At 32.3% G+C, this 26161-nt stretch carries 28 protein-coding genes, 2 tRNA genes and 1 riboswitch; of the genes, 1 reads left to right on the forward strand and 29 read right to left on the reverse strand.

Annotated elements, in window-relative coordinates:
• Positions 1-39 precede the first annotated feature (39 nt).
• The 5 genes from ACFQ1U_RS07630 to ACFQ1U_RS07650 form a co-directional block, all read right to left on the reverse strand.
• On the reverse strand, positions 40-2445 hold the full coding sequence (locus tag ACFQ1U_RS07630) for a TonB-dependent receptor (RefSeq protein WP_386106975.1): 2406 nt from the start codon (positions 2443-2445) through the stop codon (positions 40-42).
• Positions 2446-2581: 136 nt separating this feature from the next.
• Positions 2582-2664: transfer RNA gene (locus tag ACFQ1U_RS07635), tRNA-Tyr, on the reverse strand.
• Between the two features lie 40 nt (positions 2665-2704).
• Positions 2705-2777 (reverse strand) — tRNA-Lys (locus ACFQ1U_RS07640).
• Between the two features lie 127 nt (positions 2778-2904).
• Positions 2905-3666: an ABC transporter ATP-binding protein gene (locus ACFQ1U_RS07645; RefSeq protein WP_386106977.1), complete on the reverse strand. Its 762-nt coding sequence runs from the start codon at positions 3664-3666 to the stop codon at positions 2905-2907.
• Positions 3666-4406, reverse strand: coding sequence for an MlaE family ABC transporter permease (locus tag ACFQ1U_RS07650; protein ID WP_386106979.1), 741 nt, complete (start codon positions 4404-4406; stop codon positions 3666-3668). Before ACFQ1U_RS07650 ends, ACFQ1U_RS07645 begins: the two co-directional genes overlap by 1 nt.
• A gap of 140 nt (positions 4407-4546) precedes the next feature.
• Between ACFQ1U_RS07650 and pafA the strand changes: the two genes are divergently transcribed.
• Positions 4547-6181 carry an alkaline phosphatase PafA gene (gene pafA / locus ACFQ1U_RS07655; protein ID WP_386106981.1) on the forward strand — a complete coding sequence of 545 codons (1635 nt, stop codon included), beginning with the start codon at positions 4547-4549 and terminating at the stop codon, positions 6179-6181.
• Between the two features lie 52 nt (positions 6182-6233).
• On the opposite strand, the gene ACFQ1U_RS07660 is transcribed toward pafA, so the two are convergent.
• The 24 genes from ACFQ1U_RS07660 to secY all read right to left on the reverse strand — a co-directional run bounded on the left by ACFQ1U_RS07660 (position 6234) and on the right by secY (position 26157).
• Positions 6234-6617, reverse strand: a complete 384-nt coding sequence (locus tag ACFQ1U_RS07660; RefSeq protein WP_386106983.1) for a hypothetical protein — start codon at positions 6615-6617, stop codon at positions 6234-6236.
• Between the two features lie 108 nt (positions 6618-6725).
• The gene (locus tag ACFQ1U_RS07665; RefSeq protein WP_386106985.1) at positions 6726-7088 is read right to left on the reverse strand and encodes a hypothetical protein; all 363 of its coding nucleotides are present in this window, start codon (positions 7086-7088) and stop codon (positions 6726-6728) included.
• A gap of 78 nt (positions 7089-7166) precedes the next feature.
• Positions 7167-7841 (reverse strand): PrsW family intramembrane metalloprotease, encoded by a 675-nt coding sequence (locus ACFQ1U_RS07670; RefSeq protein ID WP_386106987.1) that lies wholly within the window; start codon positions 7839-7841, stop codon positions 7167-7169.
• A 72-nt stretch (positions 7842-7913) separates the two neighbouring features.
• Positions 7914-8849, reverse strand: coding sequence for a citrulline utilization hydrolase CtlX (ctlX, locus tag ACFQ1U_RS07675; protein ID WP_386106989.1), 936 nt, complete (start codon positions 8847-8849; stop codon positions 7914-7916).
• A 62-nt stretch (positions 8850-8911) separates the two neighbouring features.
• Complete coding sequence (gene moeB / locus ACFQ1U_RS07680; protein ID WP_386106991.1) at positions 8912-9967, reverse strand: molybdopterin-synthase adenylyltransferase MoeB; 1056 nt, start codon at positions 9965-9967, stop codon at positions 8912-8914.
• Between the two features lie 11 nt (positions 9968-9978).
• On the reverse strand, positions 9979-11088 hold the full coding sequence (gene thiH / locus ACFQ1U_RS07685; RefSeq protein WP_386106993.1) for a 2-iminoacetate synthase ThiH: 1110 nt from the start codon (positions 11086-11088) through the stop codon (positions 9979-9981).
• 6 nt (positions 11089-11094) lie between these two features.
• Positions 11095-11865 carry a thiazole synthase gene (locus ACFQ1U_RS07690; RefSeq protein WP_386106995.1) on the reverse strand — a complete coding sequence of 257 codons (771 nt, stop codon included), beginning with the start codon at positions 11863-11865 and terminating at the stop codon, positions 11095-11097.
• 17 nt (positions 11866-11882) lie between these two features.
• On the reverse strand, positions 11883-12530 hold the full coding sequence (gene thiE, locus ACFQ1U_RS07695) for a thiamine phosphate synthase (RefSeq protein ID WP_386106997.1): 648 nt from the start codon (positions 12528-12530) through the stop codon (positions 11883-11885).
• Positions 12523-13293 (reverse strand): hydroxymethylpyrimidine/phosphomethylpyrimidine kinase, encoded by a 771-nt coding sequence (locus ACFQ1U_RS07700; RefSeq protein WP_386106999.1) that lies wholly within the window; start codon positions 13291-13293, stop codon positions 12523-12525. The genes thiE and ACFQ1U_RS07700 overlap by 8 nt, the downstream gene beginning before the upstream one ends.
• Before the next feature lie 9 nt (positions 13294-13302).
• A complete protein-coding gene (locus ACFQ1U_RS07705; RefSeq protein ID WP_386107001.1) occupies positions 13303-13902 on the reverse strand; it encodes a thiamine phosphate synthase in 600 nt (199 codons plus the stop codon).
• A 65-nt stretch (positions 13903-13967) separates the two neighbouring features.
• Positions 13968-15827: a phosphomethylpyrimidine synthase ThiC gene (gene thiC / locus ACFQ1U_RS07710; protein ID WP_386107003.1), complete on the reverse strand. Its 1860-nt coding sequence runs from the start codon at positions 15825-15827 to the stop codon at positions 13968-13970.
• Positions 15828-15862: 35 nt separating this feature from the next.
• Complete coding sequence (gene thiS, locus ACFQ1U_RS07715; protein WP_386107005.1) at positions 15863-16066, reverse strand: sulfur carrier protein ThiS; 204 nt, start codon at positions 16064-16066, stop codon at positions 15863-15865.
• Positions 16067-16130: 64 nt separating this feature from the next.
• Positions 16131-16226, reverse strand: a riboswitch (TPP riboswitch).
• Between the two features lie 65 nt (positions 16227-16291).
• The gene (locus tag ACFQ1U_RS07720) at positions 16292-17206 is read right to left on the reverse strand and encodes a dimethylarginine dimethylaminohydrolase family protein (RefSeq protein WP_386107007.1); all 915 of its coding nucleotides are present in this window, start codon (positions 17204-17206) and stop codon (positions 16292-16294) included.
• A 59-nt stretch (positions 17207-17265) separates the two neighbouring features.
• Positions 17266-18552, reverse strand: coding sequence for a citrate synthase (locus tag ACFQ1U_RS07725; protein ID WP_386107009.1), 1287 nt, complete (start codon positions 18550-18552; stop codon positions 17266-17268).
• A gap of 188 nt (positions 18553-18740) precedes the next feature.
• The gene (gene eno / locus ACFQ1U_RS07730) at positions 18741-20027 is read right to left on the reverse strand and encodes a phosphopyruvate hydratase (protein WP_386107011.1); all 1287 of its coding nucleotides are present in this window, start codon (positions 20025-20027) and stop codon (positions 18741-18743) included.
• Positions 20028-20153: 126 nt separating this feature from the next.
• Complete coding sequence (carA, locus tag ACFQ1U_RS07735; protein WP_386107013.1) at positions 20154-21269, reverse strand: glutamine-hydrolyzing carbamoyl-phosphate synthase small subunit; 1116 nt, start codon at positions 21267-21269, stop codon at positions 20154-20156.
• 91 nt (positions 21270-21360) lie between these two features.
• Complete coding sequence (rplQ, locus tag ACFQ1U_RS07740) at positions 21361-21858, reverse strand: 50S ribosomal protein L17 (protein WP_386107014.1); 498 nt, start codon at positions 21856-21858, stop codon at positions 21361-21363.
• 63 nt (positions 21859-21921) lie between these two features.
• Positions 21922-22914, reverse strand: coding sequence for a DNA-directed RNA polymerase subunit alpha (locus ACFQ1U_RS07745; protein ID WP_386107016.1), 993 nt, complete (start codon positions 22912-22914; stop codon positions 21922-21924).
• Between the two features lie 98 nt (positions 22915-23012).
• Complete coding sequence (gene rpsD / locus ACFQ1U_RS07750) at positions 23013-23618, reverse strand: 30S ribosomal protein S4 (protein ID WP_386107018.1); 606 nt, start codon at positions 23616-23618, stop codon at positions 23013-23015.
• 80 nt (positions 23619-23698) lie between these two features.
• Complete coding sequence (rpsK, locus tag ACFQ1U_RS07755) at positions 23699-24085, reverse strand: 30S ribosomal protein S11 (RefSeq protein WP_068703467.1); 387 nt, start codon at positions 24083-24085, stop codon at positions 23699-23701.
• A gap of 35 nt (positions 24086-24120) precedes the next feature.
• A complete protein-coding gene (gene rpsM / locus ACFQ1U_RS07760; protein ID WP_386107021.1) occupies positions 24121-24486 on the reverse strand; it encodes a 30S ribosomal protein S13 in 366 nt (121 codons plus the stop codon).
• 2 nt (positions 24487-24488) lie between these two features.
• Complete coding sequence (ykgO, locus tag ACFQ1U_RS07765) at positions 24489-24605, reverse strand: type B 50S ribosomal protein L36 (RefSeq protein ID WP_010181906.1); 117 nt, start codon at positions 24603-24605, stop codon at positions 24489-24491.
• A 12-nt stretch (positions 24606-24617) separates the two neighbouring features.
• Positions 24618-24833 carry a translation initiation factor IF-1 gene (gene infA, locus ACFQ1U_RS07770; RefSeq protein ID WP_015482241.1) on the reverse strand — a complete coding sequence of 72 codons (216 nt, stop codon included), beginning with the start codon at positions 24831-24833 and terminating at the stop codon, positions 24618-24620.
• A gap of 1 nt (position 24834) precedes the next feature.
• A complete protein-coding gene (secY, locus tag ACFQ1U_RS07775) occupies positions 24835-26157 on the reverse strand; it encodes a preprotein translocase subunit SecY (protein WP_386107523.1) in 1323 nt (440 codons plus the stop codon).
• Positions 26158-26161: the final 4 nt, after the last annotated feature.

Here is a 26161-nt window from a genome sequence, read left to right on the forward strand (position 1 = left end):
TATTGATAGTATCAAATATACTCAAATAATAAATACATTTTAAAAGTCAACAATAAATCCAAATCTAGGTAAAGCATTACCATCAGAATTATCAATTTCTTCTAATAAATACTTTGAATTATCGTTAGGATCTATAATTCTATTTCCATTATTATCTAATAAAGGAAGTAAAATAGATTGCTGCTGCGTAACTGAAGCGTAAACATTTTGAACATCTACATAAAAGTTAAGGGCAAACTTTTTAAAGTACCAGGTTTTATCCACTCTAACATCTAATTGGGTAAACGTATCAAAACGCTCTGTATTAAGCTGTGTAAAATCTAAAATACCACGATTATTGATATTATAATTCTCTATAATGGCTGAATTTTCATAATCATAAGGAGTATAAGGCCTACCTCCTACTAATCTAAATTTTGCTCCTATCTCCCAATTTCGTTTTAGTTTTTTTCCAGCAGTTAAAGTAAGTAAATGTCTATTATCCCAAGTAGATGGCACAAAATTACCCAACGCATCTTTAAATTCACTTTTAACAAATGTGTATGAAGCAATTCCATATAAACCATTAATTGATCTTCTTTGCGCTAGTAATTCAAAACCATAAGCTCTCCCCTGATTGTTAGATATTACTGCCTCATTACCAATTATTCCAAAATCTGCTCCTAAATTAGCTAAACTAATATTATCTTTAATAGAAAAAGGATAATCATCATACTGCTTATAAAAACCTTCAAAAGTGAATTTAGTATTCGTGTCTGCTCTAAATTCAAGACCTCCAACCGTATGATTTGATGAGATATATTTTACATTGGGCTTATTTACTAATGTATTATTATTATCTCTAAAACCTAAAATTGTATAAGCAGGTAATTGATAATACTTTGCCACAGATCCATTTAAATACAAGCGATCAGCCATTTTATATGAGAAAGAAAATCTTGGAGAAAACTGGTTAAATGGGTTTTCCATGTCTTCATTATAATTATTTGCATCCGTCCTAAAACCAATTGATAACTGTAATTTATTATTAAATACTTTTTTAGATGCTTGACCAAACAATGCATATTTAAACATTGAAAACTCAGAATCGAAGTTAAACAACTGCTCTCCATCAGCATTAGCGAAACGCTGAAAAGTTGCATTTTGATAAGTAGCCTGTTGTAAACCTACACCAAAATTAACATTGATACCGTTTGATAATCGCCAATCATTTTCAAAACGAAATTTATTTTCTATCTCTTTAGACTCATAATTAAATAATAAATCTTGAGGCTCATAGGTGTTATCAAGATATTTTATAGCTTCATTTTTCCATTCATTTCTACTTAACACAAAAGTTTGTGTGCTGTTTTTACCATAGTGTTTGTAAGAAGTACCCAAAGTATAATTCCATTGTGTTTGTACAGGAATATTAGCTAAAACATATCTATTTCTTTTTAAAGTTTCTTCATCTGTAACTCCATCATTAACTTCTTGATTTAATTCAAAATCATCTATAGCTGCTAAACCAAAAATTGAGATTTCATTTTTATCCGTTATTTTAGATTTAATATTTAGTTGAAAATCATTATACGTTGGTAAAAAAGGTAACTTAATTAACTTGAATAAAAATTGAAGATATGACTGTCTTGCAGATGCAATTATAGTGGTATTTTTAGATAGCGGACCTTGTAAGGTAATTCCTGCATCTGAAGTACCTAAAGTTGCTCTCCCTTCAAACTGATTTGAACTACCGGTTTTTTGAGTAAACTCTATTACAGAACTTAATGCATTTCCTCTATTAGCCGGAAAAGCACTTGAATAAAAACTTACATTCCTAATTAAATCTGTGTTGATAATACCTACAGGTCCACCAGAGGCTCCCTGAGTTTGAAAGTGATTAATTACTGGAACTTCTATTCCATCTACATAAAATTTATTTTCTGAAGTTGCCCCTCCTCTAATTATGATGTCATTTCTAAATCCAGGATTTGATGCTACACCTGGAAAGGACTGAATTACCTTTAAAACATCTCTATCACCTCCAGGGTTCTTTTCAATTTCTTCTACTCCTAAACTTTGAACCGATAATGGACTTTCTGCTGTTCTTTTAAACAAAGGAGAGCTTACTACTACCTCATCTAAGGTATTCGAATTTTCAGTTAACTCTATCAGTACAAAAGGTATTTTTTCTTTGGTTACTAAATAACTTTGGGTGGTTTCAGAATCATAACCTACAAATGATGCTTGAAGATTTACATACCCCACAGGAACATTCTTTATTTCAAAAACTCCGTTTTCATCTGAAGCTGCTCCAATTTGGGTTCCGGTTATTAAAACATTTACAAAAGGTAAAACCTCTCGAGTTTTAGCGTCTATTACTTTTCCTTTAACAATACCTGTTTCTTGACTAATAACCAAGAGACTTATAAAAAATAAGATTAGGGTAGATAATGATCTTATCATGATAATGAGTTTTATCAACAAAGATACGTTTTGTTCAACAAAAACAAACTTTCAATAAACAAGTAAATGTTAAGAAATAAAAAAGCATCTGTTTAATGCAGATGCTTTTTCAAATCCCCTAAATAAATTGAAATTGTGGGGAGAGCAGGATTCGAACCTGCGAAGTCGAAAGACAACGGAGTTACAGTCCGTCCCATTTGGCCGCTCTGGAATCTCCCCAAAAGTTTCAAATAAAAAGCTTCTCTGTAGAGAAGCTTAGTGACCGGGCTGGGGCTCGAACCCAGGACCCTCTCCTTAAAAGGGAGATGCTCTACCAACTGAGCTACCCGGTCATTTGTGTTTCACTGTTTGCGGGTGCAAATATAGTGGCTTATTTTGGTTCTGCAAACATTTTTTAAAAGAAATTTTAAAAAAAATTAAGGTTAATTTATTACCTCCTAAAAATCAATATTTTATTTTTTATTCTTTTAAATAAGCTTCTCTTACTTTTTTAAATAAATTAGAAGAATACACAAAATCTACCACTGCCTGGTTCTCTGTTTTAAAAATTTCTTTGCTGCTTCCTTCCCAAGCTTTCAATCCATCTTTCAAAAAAACAATCTTATCACCTATTTCCATAACAGAATTCATATCATGAGTATTAATCACAGTTGTTATCTTATACTCTTCTGTAATCTCTTTAATCAAATTATCGATTAATATAGAAGTACGCGGATCTAATCCTGAATTTGGTTCATCACAAAATAAATATTTTGGATTCATTACGATGGCTCTTGCAATGGCAACTCTTTTTTGCATACCTCCTGATAATTCTGCTGGAAATTTATAGTTAGAGTTTTCAAGGTTTACTCGCTTCAAAACAAAATTTACTCGTTCTAACATTTCTTCCACTGTATTTTGAGTAAACATTTTTAAAGGAAACATTACGTTTTCTTCCACCGTTTGAGAGTCAAAAAGTGCACTTCCTTGAAATACCATTCCAAGTTCCTTTCTAAATTCTCTTTTGTCTTCTATAGACATTTCGGTATTAATTTTACCATTGTAAACAATAGTTCCTTTTTCTGGTGTATGTAAACCAAGTAAACTTTTTAAGAATACTGTTTTTCCGGCTCCAGACGAACCTATAATTAAACTTGTTTTACCAGCTTCAAAAGATGTTGATATTCCTTTTAATACCGTTACATCACCAAAGCCTTTATGAATATCGTTAACATTTATCATTACGTTAATAGCATTTGCGTTAAGAAATAATTAGCAATTACAATAATTACTATGGTCCAAACCACCGATTGTGTACTAGCCTTACCAACTTCTAAAGATCCTCCTTTTACATAATAACCATGATACGACGGAACTGTTGCTATTAAAAAGGCAAAAACTAATGTTTTTATGAGTGCATAAGTAATTAAAAACGGGTTAAAATCTGTTTGTACTCCAATTACATAGTCGGCTCCAGAAAATAGTCCAGACAATACGCCAGCTACCCAACCACCTAAAATTCCTAAAAACATAGCTAACACAATTAAAAAAGGATAAAAGAAAATAGTAGCTATAATTTTTGGCAAAACCAAATAGTTTAAAGAGTTTATTCCCATAATCTCTAATGCATCTATTTGTTCGGTAACACGCATTGTGCCAATACTTGAAGTTATGTATGAACCTACTTTTCCTGCTAAAATAATGGAACAAAAAGTAGGCGCAAATTCTAATATTATAGATCTCTTAGCTGCAAATCCTATTAATGATCTTGGTATAAAGGGACTTTCTAAATTTAAGGCTGTTTGTAAGGCTATTACACCTCCTATAAAAAAGGATATAAAAGCTATTATACCTAGAGACTTTATACCTAACTCTTCTATTTCTCTAAACAATACCTCTTTAAAAACACGGGCTCTTTGAGGTTTTTTAAATACTTGTTTAAGCATTACAAAATACTTTCCAATATGCTCAATATAGTTCATGTAACAATATGTACTTTTTTGCTAAGGTAGTAAAGAATATTAAAAGAGATGAAAAATTAAAATATCTTATTAAATTAACATTAATTAAAAGCTAAACATACTATTTTACGTACTTTTGGAGCAAAATAACAAGATACTTCATGAAAAAAGCTTATTTACTTTACATACTATTGTTTAGCACATTAGCTTGTAAAATCAATACCAAAAAACCTAATAAACCTAAATTAGTGGTAGGTATTGTTGTTGATCAAATGCGTTATGATTATTTAACTCGTTTTGAAGACAAATATGGAAATGGCGGATTTAAACGCTTACTTTCTAATGGGTTTTCTTTAGAAAATGCCCATTATAATTACATCCCAACCTATACAGCTGTTGGTCATACATCTATTTATACTGGTACTACACCAAATAATCACGGTATTATAGGAAATAACTGGTATGATAAATATGAAAAACAATCTATTTACTGTGTAAATGATTCAAAATATAACACAGTTGGTAACGATGGTGATGGCGGGAAAAAATCTCCTTACAGGATGCAAACTACCACAATAACTGATCAGTTAAAATTAGCACAACAAATGCAAGGAAAAACTATTGGAATTGCTATTAAAGATAGATCTGCCATTTTACCTGCTGGTCATACTGCAAATGCTGCTTATTGGTATGATGGAGGTAGTAAAGGTCAATGGATATCATCTACATTCTACCAAGATAACTTACCAAATTGGGTGAATGAATTTAACAACTCTGGAAGAGCTGATGAATTATTAAAGAAACCTTGGGAAACTTTATACGATATAAATACTTACTCAGAGAGTATTGCTGATGATAATAATTATGAAGAGACCTTTAAAGGTGAAGAAAAACCTGTTTTTCCTCATGACATTCCAGCTTTACGAGGTAAAAATAACAACTTTAGTATTTTAAAAGCCATACCTGCAGGTAATACTTTTACTGTAGATTTTGCTAAAGCTGCTATAAAAGGTGAACAGTTAGGTAAAAATAAAACTACAGATTTTTTAGCGGTTAGTTTTTCATCTACAGATTATGTTGGACACCAATTTGGGGTTGATTCAAAAGAAATTGAAGATACTTACCTAAGACTAGATAAAGATTTAGAAGACTTTTTTAACTTTTTAGATAAAGAAGTTGGTCGCGGTAATTACACCTTATTTTTAACAGCAGATCATGCTGCAGTTCAAGTACCTTCTTACTTACAATCTGTAAAAATACCTGCTGGTTATTTTAGCTATAAAAAATTTAATGAATACATTAACAGTATAACTAAAGAGTATTTTAATGCTGATGATTTAGTAGAAAACATCTCTAATTTTCAAATTTTTCTTAATAAACAAAGACTTAAAGAATTAAAATTATCTTATACAGAAGTTACAAAAGTAATAGCATCTGAGGTTATAAATTATCAAGGTATATATAAGTCTGTAACAGCAGAAACTTTACAAAGTGCCTATTTTGACAAAGGCCTTTTACACGCTTTGCAAAACGGATATAATCAAAAGTTTTCTGGTGATGTTTTATTAATTCCTTCACCTGCTACCATAAGTTATTCCAAAAAAGGATCAACGCACGGTTCTGCTTATTCATATGATACACATGTACCGATTATATTTTATGGTAACGGAATTAAAAAGGGAAAATCTAATAAAAACTATAGTATTATAGATATTGCGCCTACAATGTGCAGTTTATTAGATATAGAATTTCCTAACGGAAATACCGGTAGTGTTGTTAAGGAAGCTTTAAAATAATAAACATACATATAAAATCCAGAAAAGCGCCTTTGAAGGGGCGCTTTTCTGATTATTCCTTTTTCTCTTTACTTGACTTATCACAGTCCGTTTCTTCTTTGAAACATTTTTCAGGAATAGGTTTATTTCTTTTATTTCTATAACGTAAGTTCGTTTTTTGCTGAACTAATTTCTCTAAGTCTTCAAGAGACAAGTCTTGACCTTTCTTAGTACTCTTAACTTTCTTAGGGGTTCCTTTACCTTTGTAGTTGAAAGATTTAATCTTAATTGAAGCCTTCTCCTTGTCAGAAACAACCTTAATTGAGTTTAAGTTGCTTCCTGAAGATTGCTCCGGACCTAAATCCAACTGCCTTCTGGAGTCTGATTGTGCAAGTAGGGATTGACTTGCAAAAAATAGCAATAGCATTGCTACTTTAATTACATTTGCTTTTTTCATTTTTAGGGGACTTTAAAAATTATGAAAAGCTAAAATATTATTATCTATTTAGCGAACTAAAGATAACAAAAAATTATGTAACTAGAAAAGAAATATGTTAATTTTTTGTTACTTTTTTTTACAATCAGCATTTTCAACAAAACATTTGTTGGATCTTTTCCTTACATTTCTGTAGCGCATGTTAGATCTTTGATTTGCAATCTTTTCTAAATCAGCTACAGATATATCTTGTCCTTTTTTGGTTGAAATTACTTTTTTTGATGTTTTTACAGGTTCTTTTTCTAAACTTTTAATCTTAATACTTCCTTTAGGAGTTTCTTTAACAATAGCTTTAATAGCGTTTAAATTACTTGTTGATGATGATTCATCTATAAACTCAACTTTATTTCTTGAATCAATTGTTTGAGCAAATGAATTTGTGGCTGATAAAGTCATCAAAAGAAATATTATAGTTGTAATAAAAGATTTCATATATATTAATGTAATTGAGGATTTTTAATTGCTTTACATATATATGACACAATTTTATCTAAAAAGTCACAGTTATTATTACTCTACTAAACTTTTATGAGTTTGATGAATTTTTATTGCCTTGTTTGCTAAAAAGAACCCTAAAAATAAAGACAAAAATGCTCCCACAGATATACCTGGAATGTAATTTATAAATAGAAAAAAGTCATATGCTCCATGAAAAACAGTGGCTATAAATAGTCCTAATAAATTATAATAGGCTCTATTATTTGAAAACTTCGCCTTTCCCATAAAATATCCCATTAATATTGCAAATGTTGCATGAGCAGGTACTGCTGTAAAAGCTCGAGTAATACCAGTTTGAAATCCGTATTTAAATACATACAGTATATTTTCTAACATTGCAAACCCCATAGAAACCATTACTGCGTACATAATACCGTCATAAGGTTCATCAAATTCTTTATGTGGTTGTGCGTAAAGTTTCAAAATAACATACTTTGAAAATTCTTCTGTAAAACCAACAACTACAAATGCTTTTATAAATATTTGATAAATGTTTTGTGCATTTGTTACTGGAAAAGTTTTATCTAAAAAATATCCTAATACTAATGTTATTAATACACTTACAAAAGCTCCTAAAATAAAATTTATCAATAATAATTTTATAGGTTCTTTATCTAAAGTATCTTTTAAATAGATATATAAAATAATTATAACAATAGGTGCTATTGCTAATAGTAGTAAATTCATAGCAGAAAGATACAGTTTTAATATTTTAAAAATACAAAAGCCTGTTTATAAACAGGCTTTTAAATAAATATCTTATGCTTTAGGGAGAAAAACCTCCGCCATCATACAGCGAGCACTTCCTCCACCGCATCCTTCGATAACATCTAAGGAACTTGATATAATTTTACAATGTTTTTCAATTTTATTGATTTGATCTTTCGATAAACAATCATAAGCAGCTTGACTCATTACTAGAAAACGCTCATCATTAGCTCCTCTTACTTGCAACATATTTCCAGCGAAATTATTAACCTGATCTTCCGTAATGGTAATTACTTCTTTACCATCTTCTTTTAACTGCTTCACCACATTTTTTCGCTCTTTCTTATCATCAATACAATCCAAACAAATCACAGCGAAAGTTTCAGCTAAACACATCATAACATTAGTGTGATAAATTGCTTTTCGCTCTCCATTGACTGTTTGATTGGCCGTAAATACAACTGGGGTATACTCGAAATCTTCACAAAACTCGATGAATAATTCTTCATCGGCTCTCGGTGAAAGCGCACAGTACGCTTTTTTATTCTCACGATCTAACAACAAACTTCCTGTTCCTTCTAAAAACACATCTGATGCTTCTGCGGAAGTATAATCTACTACATTTTCAATAAGAAAACCTTGTTCTTCTAAAATATCTAAAATATCTTCTCTTCTTTCTAAACGACGATTTTCAGCAAACATTGGATATAAAGCTACCGTTCCATCTTGATGAAAAGAAATCCAGTTATTCGGAAAAATAGAATCTGGAGTATCTGTTTCTACCGTATCTGAAACAACAATAACATTTACTCCGTAACTCTTAAGCTTCTCCACATAATTATCAAATTCTTCTTGGGCTTTTGCATTTACCGTTGATGGTAGTACATTCTCTAAAACCTTTTGATAATAATTATTTACTGCAGTTTGCTCATTCATCCTGAAACCTACAGGACGAATCATTAATATGGTATTGGTTGTTTGTTTCAATGTATGGTTGTTTTATTGGCGCAAAAATCGAGCTTTATTTTGAAATCTTCAAAAAAAACATACTAATTTGACAAACCATTCTTTAAATTAATAAAATCTGTCTGTAAAAATTTAGTTCTCAATAATTCTATAGCTCTTTTACTTCGCATACCTGATTTACAATACACCACAACAGGCTTGTCTATATCAATTTCATTTAATCGATTTGGAAGTTCTCCTAATGGGATATGAATTCCTCCGATATGCTTCTCTTTACGCTCCCAATTTTCTCTAACATCTAATAAATTATAATCGTCTCTATTACTTTCTAATTCAGTTAACGTAATTTCTTTATCTATTTGAGGAATACCACAAAAAACAGCATAATTATCGTGTAGCTTTTTAACCTCAGCTTCTAATGATTTTGAATATTTAACAGTAAATTGACGCATGGATAACACATCAAACATCATCAATTTGTTCGCTAAAACCTCTCCTATCCCACAAACTATTTTAATAACTTCATTAGCTTGTAAACTACCAATTATTCCAGGCAAAACGCCCATCACACCAATTTCTGAACAATTGGGAACATCTCCAGGTTTTGGTGGTGTTGGATACAAACATCTGTAGGTTGCACTGTTCTTGTAATTAAAAACACTTACTTGTCCTTCAAACTTAAAAATAGATCCATATACCAAAGGTTTTCCAGAAAGAACTGCGGCATCATTTGACAAATACCTAGTTTCAAAATTATCGCTTCCATCTACAATAATATCAAACTCTTTAAAAATTGAAAGTGCATTTACCGAATTCAATTGTTCGTTATATACCTTGAAATTGACAAATGGATTCAATTTAGACAATCGTTCGGCGGCAGTTATTGCTTTTGATTTACCGATATCGTCTACGGTATATAAAATTTGACGTTGTAAATTCGATTGATCAACCACATCATCATCAATAATTCCAATATTCCCAACTCCAGCAGCTGTTAAATATTGCAACACAGGACATCCTAAACCACCAGTACCAATCACTAAAACTTTAGCTTTTTTTAGTAAAAGCTGTCCGTTTTCACCTATTTCGTTTAAAATTAAATGACGATTATATTGTTGTTTTTCCTCCGATGTTAACATATTTTTTTGGCTTAACTAAAATGTTCCCAATCTTTCCAAACTACTTCTAAACCTTGTTTTTGTAGCATCTCAGTAATTTCTGACGTAGATCGTTCATCAGAAATTTCAAATTGTTCAAGAGATTGTGGTTCTACAGAATAACCTCCTGGGTTTGTTTTTGACTCAGCACTCATAGAAGTAACTCCTAATTGTACAATATGATTACGAAAGACTTCACTCTCTCTGGTGGAAATAGACAACTCTACATCTTCATCAAACAATCGATAGGCACAGATTAACTGTACCAAATCTGAGTCTGTCATTTCAACTTTTGGCTCTAAACCTCCTGAATGCGGACGTAATCTTGGGAAAGATATAGAATACTTCGTTTTCCAGTATTGCTTTTGCAAATATTTTAAGTGTAAGGCTGTAAAAAAACTATCAGCTCGCCAATCTTCCAAACCAAACAAAGCTCCTAATCCAATTTTATGAATTCCTGCCTTTCCGAGTCTATCAGGAGTTTCTAAACGATATTCAAAATTAGATTTTTTCCCTTTCGGATGATGCTTTTTGTATTCTTCTTTATGATAGGTTTCTTGATAAACCAATACTGCGTATAATCCGTTTTGTATGAGCAGTTCATATTCATCTTGGTCTAACGGCTGAACTTCAATTGTAATATTTGAAAAATACGGTTTTATTAATTGAATTGCCTTGTTAATATAATCAACTCCGACAGTTCTATTCGCTTCGCCAGTTACTAATAAAATATGATCATAACCTTTCTTCTTCAAAAATAAAGCTTCTTGAATAATTTCTTCGTCAGTTAGTGTTCTCCTTGGAATTTTGTTGGTAAAACTGAATCCGCAATACGTACAAATATTCTGGCATTCGTTACTCAAATACATGGGAGCATACATTTGAATAGTGTTTCCAAAACGTTTTTTGGTTAATTGATTGCTCAATTGTGCCATTTTTTCCAAATACGGCTTTGCCGCAGGAGAAATTAATGCTTTGAAATCTTCTACATCTCTTTTTGAAGCGGATAAAGCTCTTTCTACATCCAATGATGTTTTAGAAAGAATATCTTGCATTACTGAATCCCAATCATAATTATCGAAAGTATTTACGAAAGTATTCATTTATAATTAACTTAAAAACGATGTTAACGGGCTACTTGCCTCTGCATGATTTTTAATGGGGGCTAACTTAGCCTCGTATGCCATTCTTCCTGATTCTACAGCCATTTTAAAGGCTTTCGCCATAGCAATAGGATTTTGAGAAACGGCAATTGCGGTATTCACCAAAACAGCATCAGCTCCAATTTCCATGGCATGAGCGGCGTGAGAGGGAGAACCTATTCCTGCATCAACTATAACTGGGACATTAGATTGTTCAATAATAATTTCAAGAAATTCTAGAGTCTTTAACCCTTTATTACTTCCTATTGGAGCTCCGAGTGGCATTACACATTGTATTCCTACTTCTTCCAAACGTTTGCATAAAACAGGATCTGCGTGAATGTATGGCATAACTACAAATCCTTTTTTTACCAATTCCTCAGCTGCCTTTAACGTTTCTATTGGATCAGGCAATAAATATTTTGGATCTGGATGAATTTCTAGTTTTACCCAATTCGTTTCTAAAGCTTCACGAGATAATTCCGCAGCAAAAACAGCTTCTTTCGCATTTCTAACTCCAGATGTATTGGGTAATAAGTTAATTCGTTGATGACTTAAATGAGTTAAAATATCATCTTCTTCATTTTGAACATCTACACGCTTTAAAGCTACCGTTACTAGTTCACTTTCACTAGCTATTAAGGCTTCTTCCATTAAATTTGAAGAACTGAACTTACCTGTTCCTGTAAATAAACGAGAAGTAAATGTTTTATCAGCTATTTGTAATGTTTGATTCATGTTGTTTGTTGTTTTGTTTACCTTTTTGGTAACTTGTACACTTGCTCTTGAGCACTTCCAGACTGTAGCTTTTGATGAAACTTTGATATGGAATTAAAATTCTTGGTAATTTCTCCTGAAACTGCAATTCCATGTATTCCTGTGTTTACCAATTCAGAAACATCTTCAAGTATAATTCCCCCAATAGCAATAACTGGAATGTCAGATTGTAATTCCTCTAGAATGACTTTATAACCTACAGTTCCTAAAACCGGACTTAAATTTTCTTTGGTTGTGGTAAATCGAAATGGTCCTAAACCAATATAATCTACCTTTTTGTTAATTAATACTTGACAATCTTCTAGTGTATTGGCTGTTCCTCCAATAGTATATAATTTCCCAAGATATTCTCTTGCTACTAACGGACACGTATCCGTTTTCCCCAAATGAACACCATCCGCCTTTACCTCTTTGGCTATTTTATAATGATCGTTGATAATTAAACGTGTTTGAAAATGACTCGTTATTTCACGAGCTTTTTCAGCAGTTTGTAAAACAACCGTTTCAGAAACATTTTTGAGTCGTAATTGAACCCATTCCGCTCCTGCTGTACAGGCATTTTGTATATGCTGTAAATGCTCTTCTGGAGTGTTTCCTTGTGAAATATAGTGTAGTTTACTAATCATTTTTTCTGGCTTTGAATGAATGAGTTCCTAATAATGTTTTATTGGAATTTAAAAATTGTTCTGTGTAATATTTAGCGTTTTTGCACGCATCTTCCATAGGAATTGACAACGCTAAATTTGCCGCTAATGCTGATGATAACACACAACCGCTTCCATGTTTTTGATACACATTATCAACTGCAGGTGGAATATTCATTTTAACAATTTTATTGTAATATAATTCATCCCAACCAGGTTTATCCAATCTATGTCCGCCTTTCACATATACATTTGTTAATTCAGCCAATGCCTCAATAGTTTGATCAATATTTTTATCTGGAAAAATTGCTTTCAACTCTTCATAATTCGGAGTGATGTATGAGCAATGCGATATCACTTGCTCAAAGACCGAATAATCATCATTTGAGTGAAATGTAAATCCTGCGGTTGCTTTTAATACAGGGTCTAGAACAATGGTAATTTCAGGATTGTGCTTTTTTAATAAAATCACAATCGATAACGCTATTTTCCAAGAAGGAACAATTCCAATCTTGACGGTATTAATAGAAAAACGATCCAATAAACATGCTATTTGTGCTAAAATGATTTCTTCATCAGTCCAAACACAATGTTTGAAATCAATATCATTTTGAACGGTAATGGCCGTACACACAGACAAACCATACAATCCGTGAGCGTCAAAAGTTTTAAGGTCTGATGTTAAACCTGCTCCGCTGGAAGGATCCAAACCTGCGATTGTTAAAATGTATTGATGATTATTCATGTGTAAAAACTACAAATACACTTTGTTGTATTGTTGATTAATTTCTTTAAAACTATGTATTGGATTTTCTGAATTCCAAACACCTCCTAAAACACCAATTCCTGAATATCCTAATTTAAAAACTTCTGGAATTGTGTCAGCATTTACTCCTCCCATTCCAATGATTTCTTTGGTAATGGAATTTACATCAAACCCTTTTCCTTCGTACCCTTTTTTAGATATAGAAGAAAAAACGGGACTTAGTAAATGATAATCAAAGTTGATATCACATTCTTTCAACACCTTCGGATCATGGAAAGAACTGCTGACCTTAAACCCTTCTGACATATAAATAGATACATAACCTTCTAGTCTTTCTTGTAAATCGATTCTAGGCTGTTCTTGAATATGTATTCCTTTTAAAACAAATTCTGTACATAAATCATGAAATTGATGAATCATAACTCTATTATAAAACCTCGGATCTATTTCATTAAGTAATCGTCGATATTCATCAACAGAAAAACTTGGTTTTCTTAAATGCAACACTTCTAAACCTTCTTCGAAAAGTTGGTTTAAAAGTGCTGCTTCATTTTGTATCTTTTTTTCTGAAGTCAGAACTATTAGCATAAACAAATTATATTGATAATTATGGATTACAAACTTATGAAGTTCTTGATCAATTGTTGTAATTCTTATAAATATACCTCTGAACCTTTTTCTTTAAACTCTTCAGATTTTTCTTTCATACCTTGTTCCAAGGCTTTTGCCTCTTCTAACTCTTTATTAGCAGCATAATCCCTAACTTCCTGAGTAATTTTCATTGAACAAAACTTCGGTCCACACATAGAACAGAAATGGGCTATTTTTGCTCCTTCTGCAGGTAATGTTTCATCGTGATATTCTCTGGCTAACTCTGGGTCTAAACTTAAGTTAAATTGATCTTCCCATCGGAATTCAAAACGTGCTTTACTCAATGCATCGTCTCTATGTTGTGCTCCAGGATGACCTTTCGCTAAATCCGCAGCATGTGCTGCTAATTTATAGGTTACAACTCCCGTTCTTACATCCTCTTTATTTGGTAAACCTAAATGCTCTTTTGGAGTTACATAACAAAGCATAGCTGTTCCGTACCATCCAATCATAGCGGCTCCGATACCTGAAGTGATATGATCATAACCAGGTGCTATATCAGTGGTTAAAGGACCTAATGTATAAAATGGAGCTTCTCCACAAGCCTCTAATTGCTTATCCATATTTGCTTTAATCATGTGCATTGGTACGTGACCTGGACCTTCAATAAAGCACTGCACTTCGTGTTTCCATGCAATTTTAGTCAACTCTCCTAAAGTTTCTAATTCAGCAAACTGAGCTTCATCATTAGCATCTGCAATACATCCTGGACGTAATCCATCTCCTAAAGAAAACGCTACATCATAAGCCTTCATAATTTCACAAATCTCTTCAAAATGCGTATATAAAAAACTCTCTTTATGATGTGCTAAACACCATTTTGCCATAATGGATCCGCCTCGAGATACGATTCCTGTAATTCGCTTCGCTGTCATTGGTACATATGCCAAACGCACTCCTGCATGAATGGTAAAATAATCTACTCCTTGCTCTGCTTGCTCAATTAACGTGTCTCTGAAAATTTCCCATGTTAAATCCTCTGCCACCCCATTTACTTTTTCTAATGCTTGATAAATAGGTACCGTTCCTACTGGAACAGGTGAGTTTCGGATAATCCACTCACGTGTTTCATGAATATTTTTTCCTGTTGATAAATCCATAATATTATCAGCTCCCCAACGGCAAGCCCAAACAGCTTTTTCTACTTCTTCTTCAATAGAGGATGTAGTTGCTGAATTTCCAATATTTGCGTTTATCTTGACTAAGAAATTACGCCCTAAAATCATCGGTTCTGCTTCTGGATGATTAATGTTTGATGGAATTACAGCTCTTCCTCTAGCTATTTCATCTCTAACAAACTCAGGTGTAATTTTCTCAGGTATACTTGCTCCAAAATCTTGACCCGGATGTTGTTTAGACAAACGTGTCATTTCATCTATTCGTTGATTTTCACGAATAGCTACGTACTCCATTTCAGGGGTAATAATCCCCTGTTTTGCATAATGCATTTGAGTAACATTCTTTCCATTCTTCGCACGTTTTGGTTTGTGCTTTAAATTGAAGCGTAAATGATCTAAACTCGCATCATTTAGTCTTTCATTACAATATTCCGAAGTGAATGCATCTAACTCTTCAACATCGCCACGATTTAAAATCCACTCTTCACGAATTCGTTCCAAACCATTATGAATATTGATTTCTTTATTCGGATCAGTATACGGTCCAGACGTATCATAAACAGTTACTGGTTCGTTTGGTGTGCGCTTTTTAGTCATTGAATCTACGGTATCATTCAATGTAATTTCACGCATTGCTACTTCTATTTCTGGGTGAATTTTTCCTTTTACATATATTTTCTGTGAATTTGGAAAAGGTTTTCTTGTTATTCCGTCTTGTTTTGGTGCTGTGTCTTTTTTCTTCATAATTAATAAGTTATTCAGCTTAGTTGTAGTTAGATTTAACCGCCTTGAGTAGATTGAATAATTAAAATGTTATCATTATTTACTACTTGCACATTATGCCAATCTTCTTTTTTGACAATACTGTTATTAATGGCAATAGCAATTCCGTTTGATTGAATTTTTAATTCATCAATTAAATTAGCTACGGTTAATTGTTCTTGAATTTGTTTTGTATTATCGTTTACTTTAATTGTTATCATGAAAACAGTTTAAGTAAACTCTAGAAGTGATAAAACACAACACACCTTTTTCATGTGTTGTCTTTTTGAAAAGACTACTTTTCCCTACGTTGGTGTTAACCAAATCAGGTTCTAAGGATATTTCTCAAACTAGATAATCTAGCTACTCCTAAAGTTTATTTATAACAAATATAAGCTTTTAAAATGAAGGTATAAAAAAAGGAGCGATAATATCGCTCCTAAATTTTAATCTCTTATTAACGGTAAGGTTGAACACCTTAGTAACCCTTCTTGTTTTGCTATTTCAGCATATGGTATTTCTTCAACAGTAAATCCTTTGTCTCGTAACCAAGTATTTAAGCGAGTAAAGTTTTTTTCTGATACAATCACATCTTCTGCAATAGAAAAAATATTAGAATTCATATTGTACATTTCTTCTCTCTCAATATGAAATAAATTTTCTTTACCAAATAAGTTCACCAAATACATGTAATCAGCCTCTTCTCTAAATCCGCTTTTATAGATAATACCTTTGTCTTTTCCTATGGGTTGAAAACAACAATCTAAATGTAATGCATTATCTCTTGGTTCTATTTTAGACTTTACTAAATCAAATTCTTTTACAATTTTATTTGGAAATAGTTCTTTTATATATGTTACACCTGCCATATTAGTTCTGGCTGTAATGTAATTCTTATAGTCTGAACCTTTGTAAGTACCTATAAATATATGATCATTCCAAGGCATTACATCGCCACCTTCAATATGTACTTCTTCTGGTGGTCTAACTACTTTTGCTGGATCTATTTGGTCAATTACATATTGAATAGCCTCTAATTCTCTTTCTCTATCTGGTAAAATATTTGCTTTAATAAAGGTATCTTCAATTACAAATCCAATATCTCTTGAAAATATCTGGTTATAGTCTTTTATAATTTCTGGTCTGTACACCTTAACATCATATTTCTGAAATACTTTTAAAAAAGCCTCCATTTCTTTTACCATATCTTCTTCTACAGGATAAGTTCCTGCCTTGATATGCTCTAAAGATTTAGGATCGTAAGCTTCTTCAATAGTTGGTGTTGGTCCATTACTTTCGGCAGTACCTAAAACTACTGCTCTTAACCTTGAGGTTTCATTTTTAATATTTAACTGTAGCATATAAAAAAGAAAATGTCATTCACACTATGTGAATGACATTTTTTAGTATTGTTTGTTTATTATCTGTTTTCAATTGATACAAATGGACGTAAGTTTTCTCCTGTATAAACTTGACGTGGACGTCCGATTGGTTCTTTACGTAAACGCATTTCTCTCCATTGAGCAATCCATCCTGGTAAACGACCTAATGCAAACATTACAGTAAACATTTCTACAGGAATTCCCATAGCTCTGTATATAATTCCTGAGTAAAAATCTACGTTTGGATATAATTTACGTTTTACAAAGTAGTCGTCTTGTAAAGCTTCTTGTTCTAAACCTTTTGCTACGTCTAAAATAGGATCATTAACACCTAATTTACCTAAAACTTCATCGGCAGCTTTTTTGATAATTTTAGCACGAGGGTCAAAGTTTTTATAAACTCTATGTCCGAATCCCATTAAACGGAATGGATCTTCTTTATCTTTAGCTTTACCCATATATTTTTTAGTATCGCCTCCATCAGCTTTAATAGCTTCTAACATTTCTAATACCGCTTGGTTAGCACCACCGTGTAATGGCCCCCATAATGCTGATATACCTGCAGATAATGATGCAAATAAACCTGCATGAGATGAACCTACAATTCTTACTGTAGATGTAGAACAGTTTTGCTCGTGATCTGCATGTAAAATTAATAATTTATCTAAAGCATTTACAACAACAGGATCTAAATCGTACTCATCATTAGGTTTTTGGAACATCATAGATAATACATTCTCTACATACCCTAATTTACGAGATCCGTAGTTTAATGGTAATCCTTGTTTTTTACGCATTGTCCAAGCAACTAATACTGGAAACTTTCCTAATATTTTAACAATTGCTTTGTACATATCTTCTTCTGAATCCACATTTACAGAAGATGGATTAAATGCAGTTAACGCAGATGTTAATGAAGATAATACCCCCATTGGGTGAGCATTCTTTGGAAATGCATCAATTATCTTTTTGATATCGTCATCAACAATTGCTTCGTCTAAAATATCGTTATAAAACTTATCTAATTCTGATTTTGTTGGTAATTCACCAAAAATTAACAAATAAGCAACTTCTAAGAAATCAGCTTTTTCAGCTAATTCTTCAATAGAGTAACCACGGTAACGTAATACTCCTTCTTCACCATTTAAAAATGTAATAGCACTCTCACAAGAACCTGTGTTTTTAAAACCTGGGTCTATAGTAATTACTCCACCTGAAGCACCACGCAATGTTTTTACATCTATTGCTTTCTCGTTCTCGGTTCCAGTAATAATTGGAAACTCATAGGTATTTTCACCAATTTGTAATTTAGCTATTTCTGACATTTTTACTTGTTATTTAATTGATTTAAAGTGAAGCACGAAGATACCATTTTTTAAAGTATTTTAAAAATGATAATGCATAGATTTTTAATATGAAAAAATAGCGTTTTCTTATTTCATAATGTCGTAAAAAAGATAAAACCTTGTAATTTGATTTACAAGGTTTTATTTAAACGTATTTTTAAAGTTTGTTAGATTTTAAACGCATTATTTTGCGGATAATAAGCCACGCTTCCTAACTCTTCTTCTATTCTTAATAACTGATTATACTTAGCCATACGGTCTGAACGTGATGCAGAACCTGTTTTAATTTGACCTGTATTAAGTGCAACAGCTAAGTCAGCAATAGTATTATCTTCCGTTTCTCCTGATCTATGACTCATCACTGATGTATAACCTGCATTATGTGCCATATTTACTGCTGCTATTGTTTCTGTTAAAGTACCTATTTGATTAACCTTAATTAAAATTGAATTGGCCGTATTGTTTTCAATACCTCTAGATAAACGTTCTACATTAGTTACAAATAAATCATCACCTACTAATTGAACTTTATCCCCAACAATTTCTGTTAAGTATTTCCATCCATCCCAATCATTTTCATCCATTCCATCTTCAATAGAAATAATAGGATACTTAGCTACTAATTCAGCTAAATAATCAGCCTGTTCTTTACTAGTTCTAACTTTTCCTTTATCTCCTTCAAATTTAGTATAGTCATACTTTCCATCTACATAAAACTCTGCCGAAGCACAATCTAATGCAATCATAATTTCATCGCCTAATTTATACCCAGCATTTTTAACGGCTAATGCAATAGTATCTAGTGCGTCTTCGGTACCATCTAGTGTTGGAGCAAAACCTCCTTCATCTCCAACCGCTGTTGATAAATTACGATCGTGTAATACCTTTTTTAAATGATGAAATACTTCCGAGCCCATTTGCATTGCTTGTGTAAAGTTTTGAGCCTTAACCGGCATAATCATAAACTCTTGAAAAGCAATTGGTGCGTCTGAATGCGAACCTCCATTTATAATATTCATCATTGGAACAGGTAATGTATTAGCGCTTACACCTCCAACATATCTGTATAACGGAATTCTTAATTCATTAGCAGCAGCTTTAGCAACAGCCAATGATACTCCTAAAATAGCATTAGCTCCTAATTTTGATTTATTTGGAGTACCGTCTAAATCAATCATGATTTGATCAATTAAGTTTTGTTCAAAAACTGACACACCCAATAATTCTTGTGCTATTAATGTATTTACGTTTTCTACTGCTTTTAAAACTCCTTTACCCATGTATGTATCACCGCCGTCTCTTAACTCTACAGCCTCGTGCTCTCCTGTAGATGCTCCAGATGGTACTGCAGCTCTTCCAGTTACACCATTTTCTGTAGTTACATCAACTTCTACAGTTGGATTTCCTCTCGAGTCAAAAATTTGACGAGCGTAAACGTTTACAATCATGCTCATAGTTGTTTCTTTTTTGTTTGTTATAGGGTAGCTAATTTACAAAATGCTACCTGTATTTAGGTTGTTTTTTAAGCTATTTTGCGAAATCGTTTTCAAAATGAAATTCCCGCCTAAGCGGGAATCTATTTATGCGTTTACTTTCGCTTTTTTAATGTTTTCTATGAATTCATCAAATAAATATTGTGCATCATTCGGACCAGGACTAGCTTCTGGATGATATTGAACAGAAAATACATTCTTATTTTTCATTCTAATACCAGCTACAGTATCATCATTTAAATGCACATGTGTTATTTCTATATCTTGGTTTGCTTCTGTATCTTCTCTACTAATTGCAAAACCATGGTTTTGTGAAGTTATTTCTCCTTTACCTGTTAATAAGTTTTTAACTGGATGGTTAATACCTCTATGCCCGTTATGCATTTTATAGGTAGATATTCCATTAGCTAAAGCTATAACTTGATGACCTAAACATATTCCAAAAAGAGGTAAATCTCTTTTAATTATTTCTTTTGCAACATTTTGAGCATCTATTAAAGGCTCTGGATCACCAGGTCCGTTAGAAATAAAATAACCATCAGGATTCCAAGACTCTAATTCTTCAAACTTAGTATTGTATGGATATACTTTAATATAGACATCTCTTTTAGCTAGATTTCTTAAAATATTCTTTTTTATACCTATATCTAAAGCTGCTATTTTAAAAGTTGCATTTTCATCACCAATAAAATAAGGCTCTTTAGTAGAAACTTTAGAAGCTAATTCTAAACCTTCCATACTTGGAGTGTCTGCTAATTGTTTTTTAAGCGCTTCTATATTGTCTACATCCGTAGAAATTATTGCGTTCATAGCTCCATTTTCTCTGATATATGATACTAATGCACGTGTATCTACATCAGAAATTGCAACTAAATTATGCTCTTGAAACCATGTTAACAAATCACTTTCAGAATCTTGTCTTGAATGTGTAAAACTGAAGTTTCTACAAATTAAACCAGCTATTTTAATTCCTTCAGATTCAATCTCATCTTTATGCACTCCATAATTACCAATATGTGCATTGGTTGTAACCATAAGTTGTCCAAAATAAGATGGGTCTGTGAAAATTTCTTGATAACCAGTCATACCTGTATTAAAACAAATCTCTCCGGTTGCTGTTCCTTCAATACCTACAGATTTACCATAAAATATGGTTCCGTCTTGTAAAAGAACTAAAGCTTTTTTTCTATTAGTGTACTTCATTTAGTGTGTTGTGTATTTTAGTGTAAAATTATAAAAAAAGGGACAAACATTAAATGTTTGTCCCTTGATATGATAGATAAAAATCTTCATCTTATTCTTCCTCTTGTGAAGTTTCAACATCAGCAACTGGTGCAGCTGCTTTATTAGCTCCTCCACGACGGCTACGACGAGTAGATTTTTTAGCTTTATTACCTTTAGGGTTATATAGCTCGTTGTAATCAACTAATTCAATCATTGCCATTGGAGCGTTATCTCCTTGACGATTTCCTAACTTGATAATACGAACGTAACCACCTGGTCTGTCACCTATCTTAACAGCTACTTCTTTAAATAATTCAGTAACTGCATACTTATTACGTAAATAACTAAATACTACACGTCTGTTGTGCGTACTTTGCTCAGTAGTAGTATTGTTTTCTGATTTTGCCTTAGTAATTAAAGGCTCAACAAAAGTACGTAAAGCTTTAGCTTTAGCAACAGTTGTATTAATACGCTTGTGCTCAATTAATGAACAAGCCATATTTGCTAACATAGCTTTTCTATGCGCAGTTTTTCTACCTAAATGGTTAACTTTTTTACCGTGTCTCATGACCTTTGTTTTTTAGCTTTCATCTTGCTCTACCCTTTTTGAGGAGCAAATTATGAAAGGTTTTTAATCTCTATCTAATTTATATTTGCTTAAATCCATTCCGAAACTTAAGTTTTTACTAATCACTAACTCTTCTAATTCGGTTAATGATTTTTTACCAAAGTTTCTAAACTTCATTAAATCGCTTTTGTTAAATGATACTAAATCTCCTAAAGTATCTACTTCTGCAGCTTTTAAACAGTTTAAAGCACGTACAGAAAGATCCATGTCTACAAGCTTAGTTTTTAATAACTGACGCATGTGTAATGACTCTTCATCATATGTTTCTGTTTGTGCTTTTTCATCAGCTTCTAAAGTTATTCTTTCATCAGAGAATAACATGAAGTGGTGAATTAAGATTTTAGCAGCTTCAGTTAATGCATCTTTAGGGTTAATTGAACCATCTGTATCGATATCAAAAACTAATTTTTCATAATCAGTTTTTTGCTCAACACGATAGTTTTCTACAGCATATTTTACATTTTTAATAGGAGTGTAAATAGAATCTGTAAAAATAGTACCTAAAGCAGCACCTGGTCTTTTGTTTTCTTCAGCTGGAACAAAACCTCTACCTTTTTCAATTGTTATTTCTGCATTTAACTTTACAGATTTATCCATGTTACAAATAACTAAATCTGGATTTAGAACTTGAAAACCTGAAATAAACTTTTGTAAATCTCCTGCAGTTAACTGTTCTTTACCTGAGATGGTAACAGAAACAGTTTCTCTATCAGACTCTTCTATTTGCTTTTTAAAACGAACTTGTTTTAAATTTAAGATAATTTCAGTTACGTCTTCTACTACTCCTTCTATTGTAGAAAATTCGTGCTCAACACCATCTAAACGTAATGATGTAATAGCAAAACCTTCTAATGAAGATAATAATACTCTACGTAAAGCATTACCTACAGTTAAACCAAATCCTGGCTCAAGAGGTCTGAATTCGAATCTACCGGAAAAATCGGTAGATTCAATCATAATAACTTTATCGGGCTTTTGAAAATTTAAAATCGCCATGTGTGTTTCTTCGTTTTAATTGTTATTTAGTTGCGCGGTTTATAAGTTTGAAGAAGTACGAACAAACCCTTTGGCCAAATACCAATATGATTAATTTATTATTTAGAATATAATTCTACGATTAACTGTTCTTTGATGTTTTCAGGAATCTGTAATCTTTCTGGTGCTTTTACAAAAGTTCCAGATTTTAAATCAGCATTCCAAGTTAACCACTCGTAAACATTACTGTTAGCTGCTAAAGCATTTTCGATAGCCTCTAAAGATTTAGACTTTTCTCTTACAGCAATTACATCTCCAGCTCTTAATCTGTATGATGGAATGTTAACGATTTCACCGTTTACAGTTATGTGACGGTGAGAAACTAATTGACGAGCTGCTCTACGTGAGTTAGCAATACCTAAACGGAAAACAACGTTATCTAAACGAGATTCACATAATTGTAATAAAACCTCACCTGTAATACCTCCTGAAGCTTGTGCCTTTTTGAAAATGTTACGGAATTGACGCTCTAAGATACCGTAAGTATACTTAGCTTTTTGTTTTTCCATTAATTGGATAGCATATTCAGATTTTTTACCTCTTCTTTTTGCTAATCCATGTTGTCCTGGAGGATAATTTCTTTTTTCAAAGTTTTTATCATCTCCAAAAATTGCTTCTCCAAACTTACGAGCAATCTTAGTTTTTGGTCCTGTATATCTTGCCATTTCTTAATTGTTATAAGTAGGGGTTATGAATTAAGGCGTACTCCTTCGATAACCTTGTTCCTACTTGGTTAAAATATAAATTATACTCTTCTTCTTTTTGGTGGACGACATCCATTGTGAGGAATAGGAGTAACATCAATAATTTCTGTCACTTCGATACCTGCATTATGGATAGATCTGATTGCAGATTCTCTACCGTTACCAGGTCCTTTAACATAAACTTTTACTTTACGTAAACCAGCTTCCTTAGCTACGTTTGCGCAATCTTCTGCAGCTAATTGAGCAGCGTAAGGAGTATTCTTTTTAGAACCTCTGAAGCCCATTTTACCAGCAGATGACCAAGAGATAACATCTCCTTTTTTGTTAGTTAAAGAAATAATAATATTGTTAAAAGATGCAGTTACGTGAGCCTCACCAACTGATTCTATTACAACTTTACGTTTTTTTGTTACTTTAGACTTTGCCATAATTCTTTACTATTAGTAAAAAAATAACCTAACGATTATTTCTTCTTGTTAGCTACAGTTTTTCTCTTACCTTTTCTCGTACGAGAGTTATTCTTAGTTCTTTGACCTCTTAAAGGTAAACCTAATCTGTGACGAATACCTCTTTGACATCCGATGTCCATTAAACGCTTAATGTTTAATTGAACTTCAGAACGTAACTCACCTTCGATAGTGAAAGTTCCAACTTGCTCACGAATAGCAGCAATTTGATCATCATTCCAATCTTGAACCTTGATGCTTTCGTCTATATTTGCGTTTGCTAAAATTTCTTTAGCTCTACTTCTTCCTATACCAAAGATGTAAGTTAAAGCGATTACACCTCTTTTATTCTTTGGAATATCTATACCTGCGATTCTTGCCATAACTACCCTTGTCTTTGTTTAAATCTAGGATTCTTTTTGTTAATTACATATAATCTGCCTTTTCTGCGTACAATTTTACAGTCGGCACTTCTTTTCTTTAATGATGCTCTTACTTTCATCAGTTTTGTTTTTTAATATCTGTAAGTAATTCTTGCCTTAGTTAAATCATAAGGGCTCATTTCTAACTTTACCTTATCACCAGGTAAAAGTTTAATATAATGCATACGCATCTTTCCTGAAATATGAGCCGTAACAATATGCCCATTTTCTAATTCTACACGAAACATAGCATTAGATAATGCTTCGGTAATTGTTCCGTCTTGTTGAATTGCTGATTGTTTAGCCATATTATTTTAATGATTTTCTGTTACTGTTTCCAGTTTTCATTAAACCGTCATAACGACTGTTTAATAAATATGAATTAATTTGCTGAATGGTATCTATTGCTACACCAACCATAATGATTAATGAGGTACCTCCATAAAACATTGCCCAGTTTTGAGTAACTCCAAACTTTACAATGATTGCTGGTAGGATAGATAAAGCAGCTAAAAATATAGATCCTGGTAAAGTAATCTTAGATAATACTGAATCTAAATGATCTGCTGTTTCTTCTCCTGGTTTAAAACCTGGTACAAAACCACTACTTCTTTTTAAATCTTCAGCCATTTTATTCGTAGGAATAGTAATAGCTGTGTAGAAATAACTAAAAATAATAATTAAAATAGCAAAGATAACATTGTATGCTAATCCGAAATTATCAGTTAAACTACTTAATGCAGGATATTTTTGACCTAAAGCAATTGGTAAAAACATAATTGCTTGTGCAAAAATAATTGGCATAACACCTGCTGCATTTAATTTTAAAGGAATGTACTGACGTGCTCCGTCTACATCTTTAATATCTGTTACAGTAGTTCTTCGTGCATATTGTATTGCTACTTTACGCACAGCTGTTACTAATAATACCGTTAACAAGATTACTACAAACCATACAACAACTTCTAATAAAATCATCATAATTCCACCGCCACCAGCGTTTTGTGTTTTAGAAACAACTTCTTGTAAAAATGCTACTGGAAAGTTAGCTATAATACCTACAGTAATTAATAATGAAATTCCATTACCAACTCCTTTGTCTGTTATACGCTCACCTAACCACATTGCAAAAATAGTTCCGGCAGTTAATAAAATCATTGATGATACCCAGAATGTGAAACCACTCACTAAAAAAGCAGATTCTGGTAATCCAAATTGGGTTTTAATTGCAGTAATATACGCTGGTCCTTGGAACATTGTAATTGCAATTGTTAACCATCTTGTAATTTGTGTAATCTTCTTACGTCCACTTTCTCCGTCTTTTTGTAATTTTTGTAAATAAGGTACAGCAATACCCATTAACTGAACTACAATAGATGCAGAAATGTAAGGCATTATACCAAGTGCCATAACTGACGCTCTAGCAAATGCCCCACCTGTAAATGCATTTAAAATTCCTAAAAGACCTCCGTCTGTACTCTCTTTTAAAGCAGCTAACTGAGTAGGATCTATACCGGGTAATGGTACAGAAGCCATAAAACGGTATACAGCGATTAAACCTAATGTTAAAAGTAACTTTTCTTTTAACTCTTCAATCTTCCAAATGTCTTTTAAAGTATTTATAAAATTCATCATT

This window comes from Tenacibaculum geojense (assembly GCF_042676005.1).
GTDB lineage: Bacteria > Bacteroidota > Bacteroidia > Flavobacteriales > Flavobacteriaceae > Polaribacter > Polaribacter geojense.

Bases quoted from the DNA above. Each gene is read 5' to 3' on its own strand.
- ACFQ1U_RS07630 (WP_386106975.1), bottom strand. From the start codon at position 2,445: ATGATAAGATCATTATCTACCCTAATCTTATTTTTTATAAGTCTCTTG.
- ACFQ1U_RS07645 (WP_386106977.1), bottom strand. From the start codon at position 3,666: ATGATAAATGTTAACGATATTCATAAAGGCTTTGGTGATGTAACGGTA.
- ACFQ1U_RS07650 (WP_386106979.1), bottom strand. From the start codon at position 4,406: ATGAACTATATTGAGCATATTGGAAAGTATTTTGTAATGCTTAAACAA.
- pafA (WP_386106981.1), top strand. From the start codon at position 4,547: ATGAAAAAAGCTTATTTACTTTACATACTATTGTTTAGCACATTAGCT.
- ACFQ1U_RS07660 (WP_386106983.1), bottom strand. From the start codon at position 6,617: ATGAAAAAAGCAAATGTAATTAAAGTAGCAATGCTATTGCTATTTTTT.
- ACFQ1U_RS07665 (WP_386106985.1), bottom strand. From the start codon at position 7,088: ATGAAATCTTTTATTACAACTATAATATTTCTTTTGATGACTTTATCA.
- ACFQ1U_RS07670 (WP_386106987.1), bottom strand. From the start codon at position 7,841: ATGAATTTACTACTATTAGCAATAGCACCTATTGTTATAATTATTTTA.
- moeB (WP_386106991.1), bottom strand. From the start codon at position 9,967: ATGTTAACATCGGAGGAAAAACAACAATATAATCGTCATTTAATTTTA.
- thiH (WP_386106993.1), bottom strand. From the start codon at position 11,088: ATGAATACTTTCGTAAATACTTTCGATAATTATGATTGGGATTCAGTA.
- ACFQ1U_RS07690 (WP_386106995.1), bottom strand. From the start codon at position 11,865: ATGAATCAAACATTACAAATAGCTGATAAAACATTTACTTCTCGTTTA.
- thiE (WP_386106997.1), bottom strand. From the start codon at position 12,530: ATGATTAGTAAACTACACTATATTTCACAAGGAAACACTCCAGAAGAG.
- ACFQ1U_RS07700 (WP_386106999.1), bottom strand. From the start codon at position 13,293: ATGAATAATCATCAATACATTTTAACAATCGCAGGTTTGGATCCTTCC.
- ACFQ1U_RS07705 (WP_386107001.1), bottom strand. From the start codon at position 13,902: ATGCTAATAGTTCTGACTTCAGAAAAAAAGATACAAAATGAAGCAGCA.
- thiC (WP_386107003.1), bottom strand. From the start codon at position 15,827: ATGAAGAAAAAAGACACAGCACCAAAACAAGACGGAATAACAAGAAAA.
- thiS (WP_386107005.1), bottom strand. From the start codon at position 16,066: ATGATAACAATTAAAGTAAACGATAATACAAAACAAATTCAAGAACAA.
- ACFQ1U_RS07720 (WP_386107007.1), bottom strand. From the start codon at position 17,206: ATGCTACAGTTAAATATTAAAAATGAAACCTCAAGGTTAAGAGCAGTA.
- ACFQ1U_RS07725 (WP_386107009.1), bottom strand. From the start codon at position 18,552: ATGTCAGAAATAGCTAAATTACAAATTGGTGAAAATACCTATGAGTTT.
- eno (WP_386107011.1), bottom strand. From the start codon at position 20,027: ATGAGCATGATTGTAAACGTTTACGCTCGTCAAATTTTTGACTCGAGA.
- carA (WP_386107013.1), bottom strand. From the start codon at position 21,269: ATGAAGTACACTAATAGAAAAAAAGCTTTAGTTCTTTTACAAGACGGA.
- rplQ (WP_386107014.1), bottom strand. From the start codon at position 21,858: ATGAGACACGGTAAAAAAGTTAACCATTTAGGTAGAAAAACTGCGCAT.
- ACFQ1U_RS07745 (WP_386107016.1), bottom strand. From the start codon at position 22,914: ATGGCGATTTTAAATTTTCAAAAGCCCGATAAAGTTATTATGATTGAA.
- rpsD (WP_386107018.1), bottom strand. From the start codon at position 23,618: ATGGCAAGATATACAGGACCAAAAACTAAGATTGCTCGTAAGTTTGGA.
- rpsK (WP_068703467.1), bottom strand. From the start codon at position 24,085: ATGGCAAAGTCTAAAGTAACAAAAAAACGTAAAGTTGTAATAGAATCA.
- rpsM (WP_386107021.1), bottom strand. From the start codon at position 24,486: ATGGCAAGAATCGCAGGTATAGATATTCCAAAGAATAAAAGAGGTGTA.
- ykgO (WP_010181906.1), bottom strand. From the start codon at position 24,605: ATGAAAGTAAGAGCATCATTAAAGAAAAGAAGTGCCGACTGTAAAATT.
- infA (WP_015482241.1), bottom strand. From the start codon at position 24,833: ATGGCTAAACAATCAGCAATTCAACAAGACGGAACAATTACCGAAGCA.
- secY (WP_386107523.1), bottom strand. From the start codon at position 26,157: ATGAATTTTATAAATACTTTAAAAGACATTTGGAAGATTGAAGAGTTA.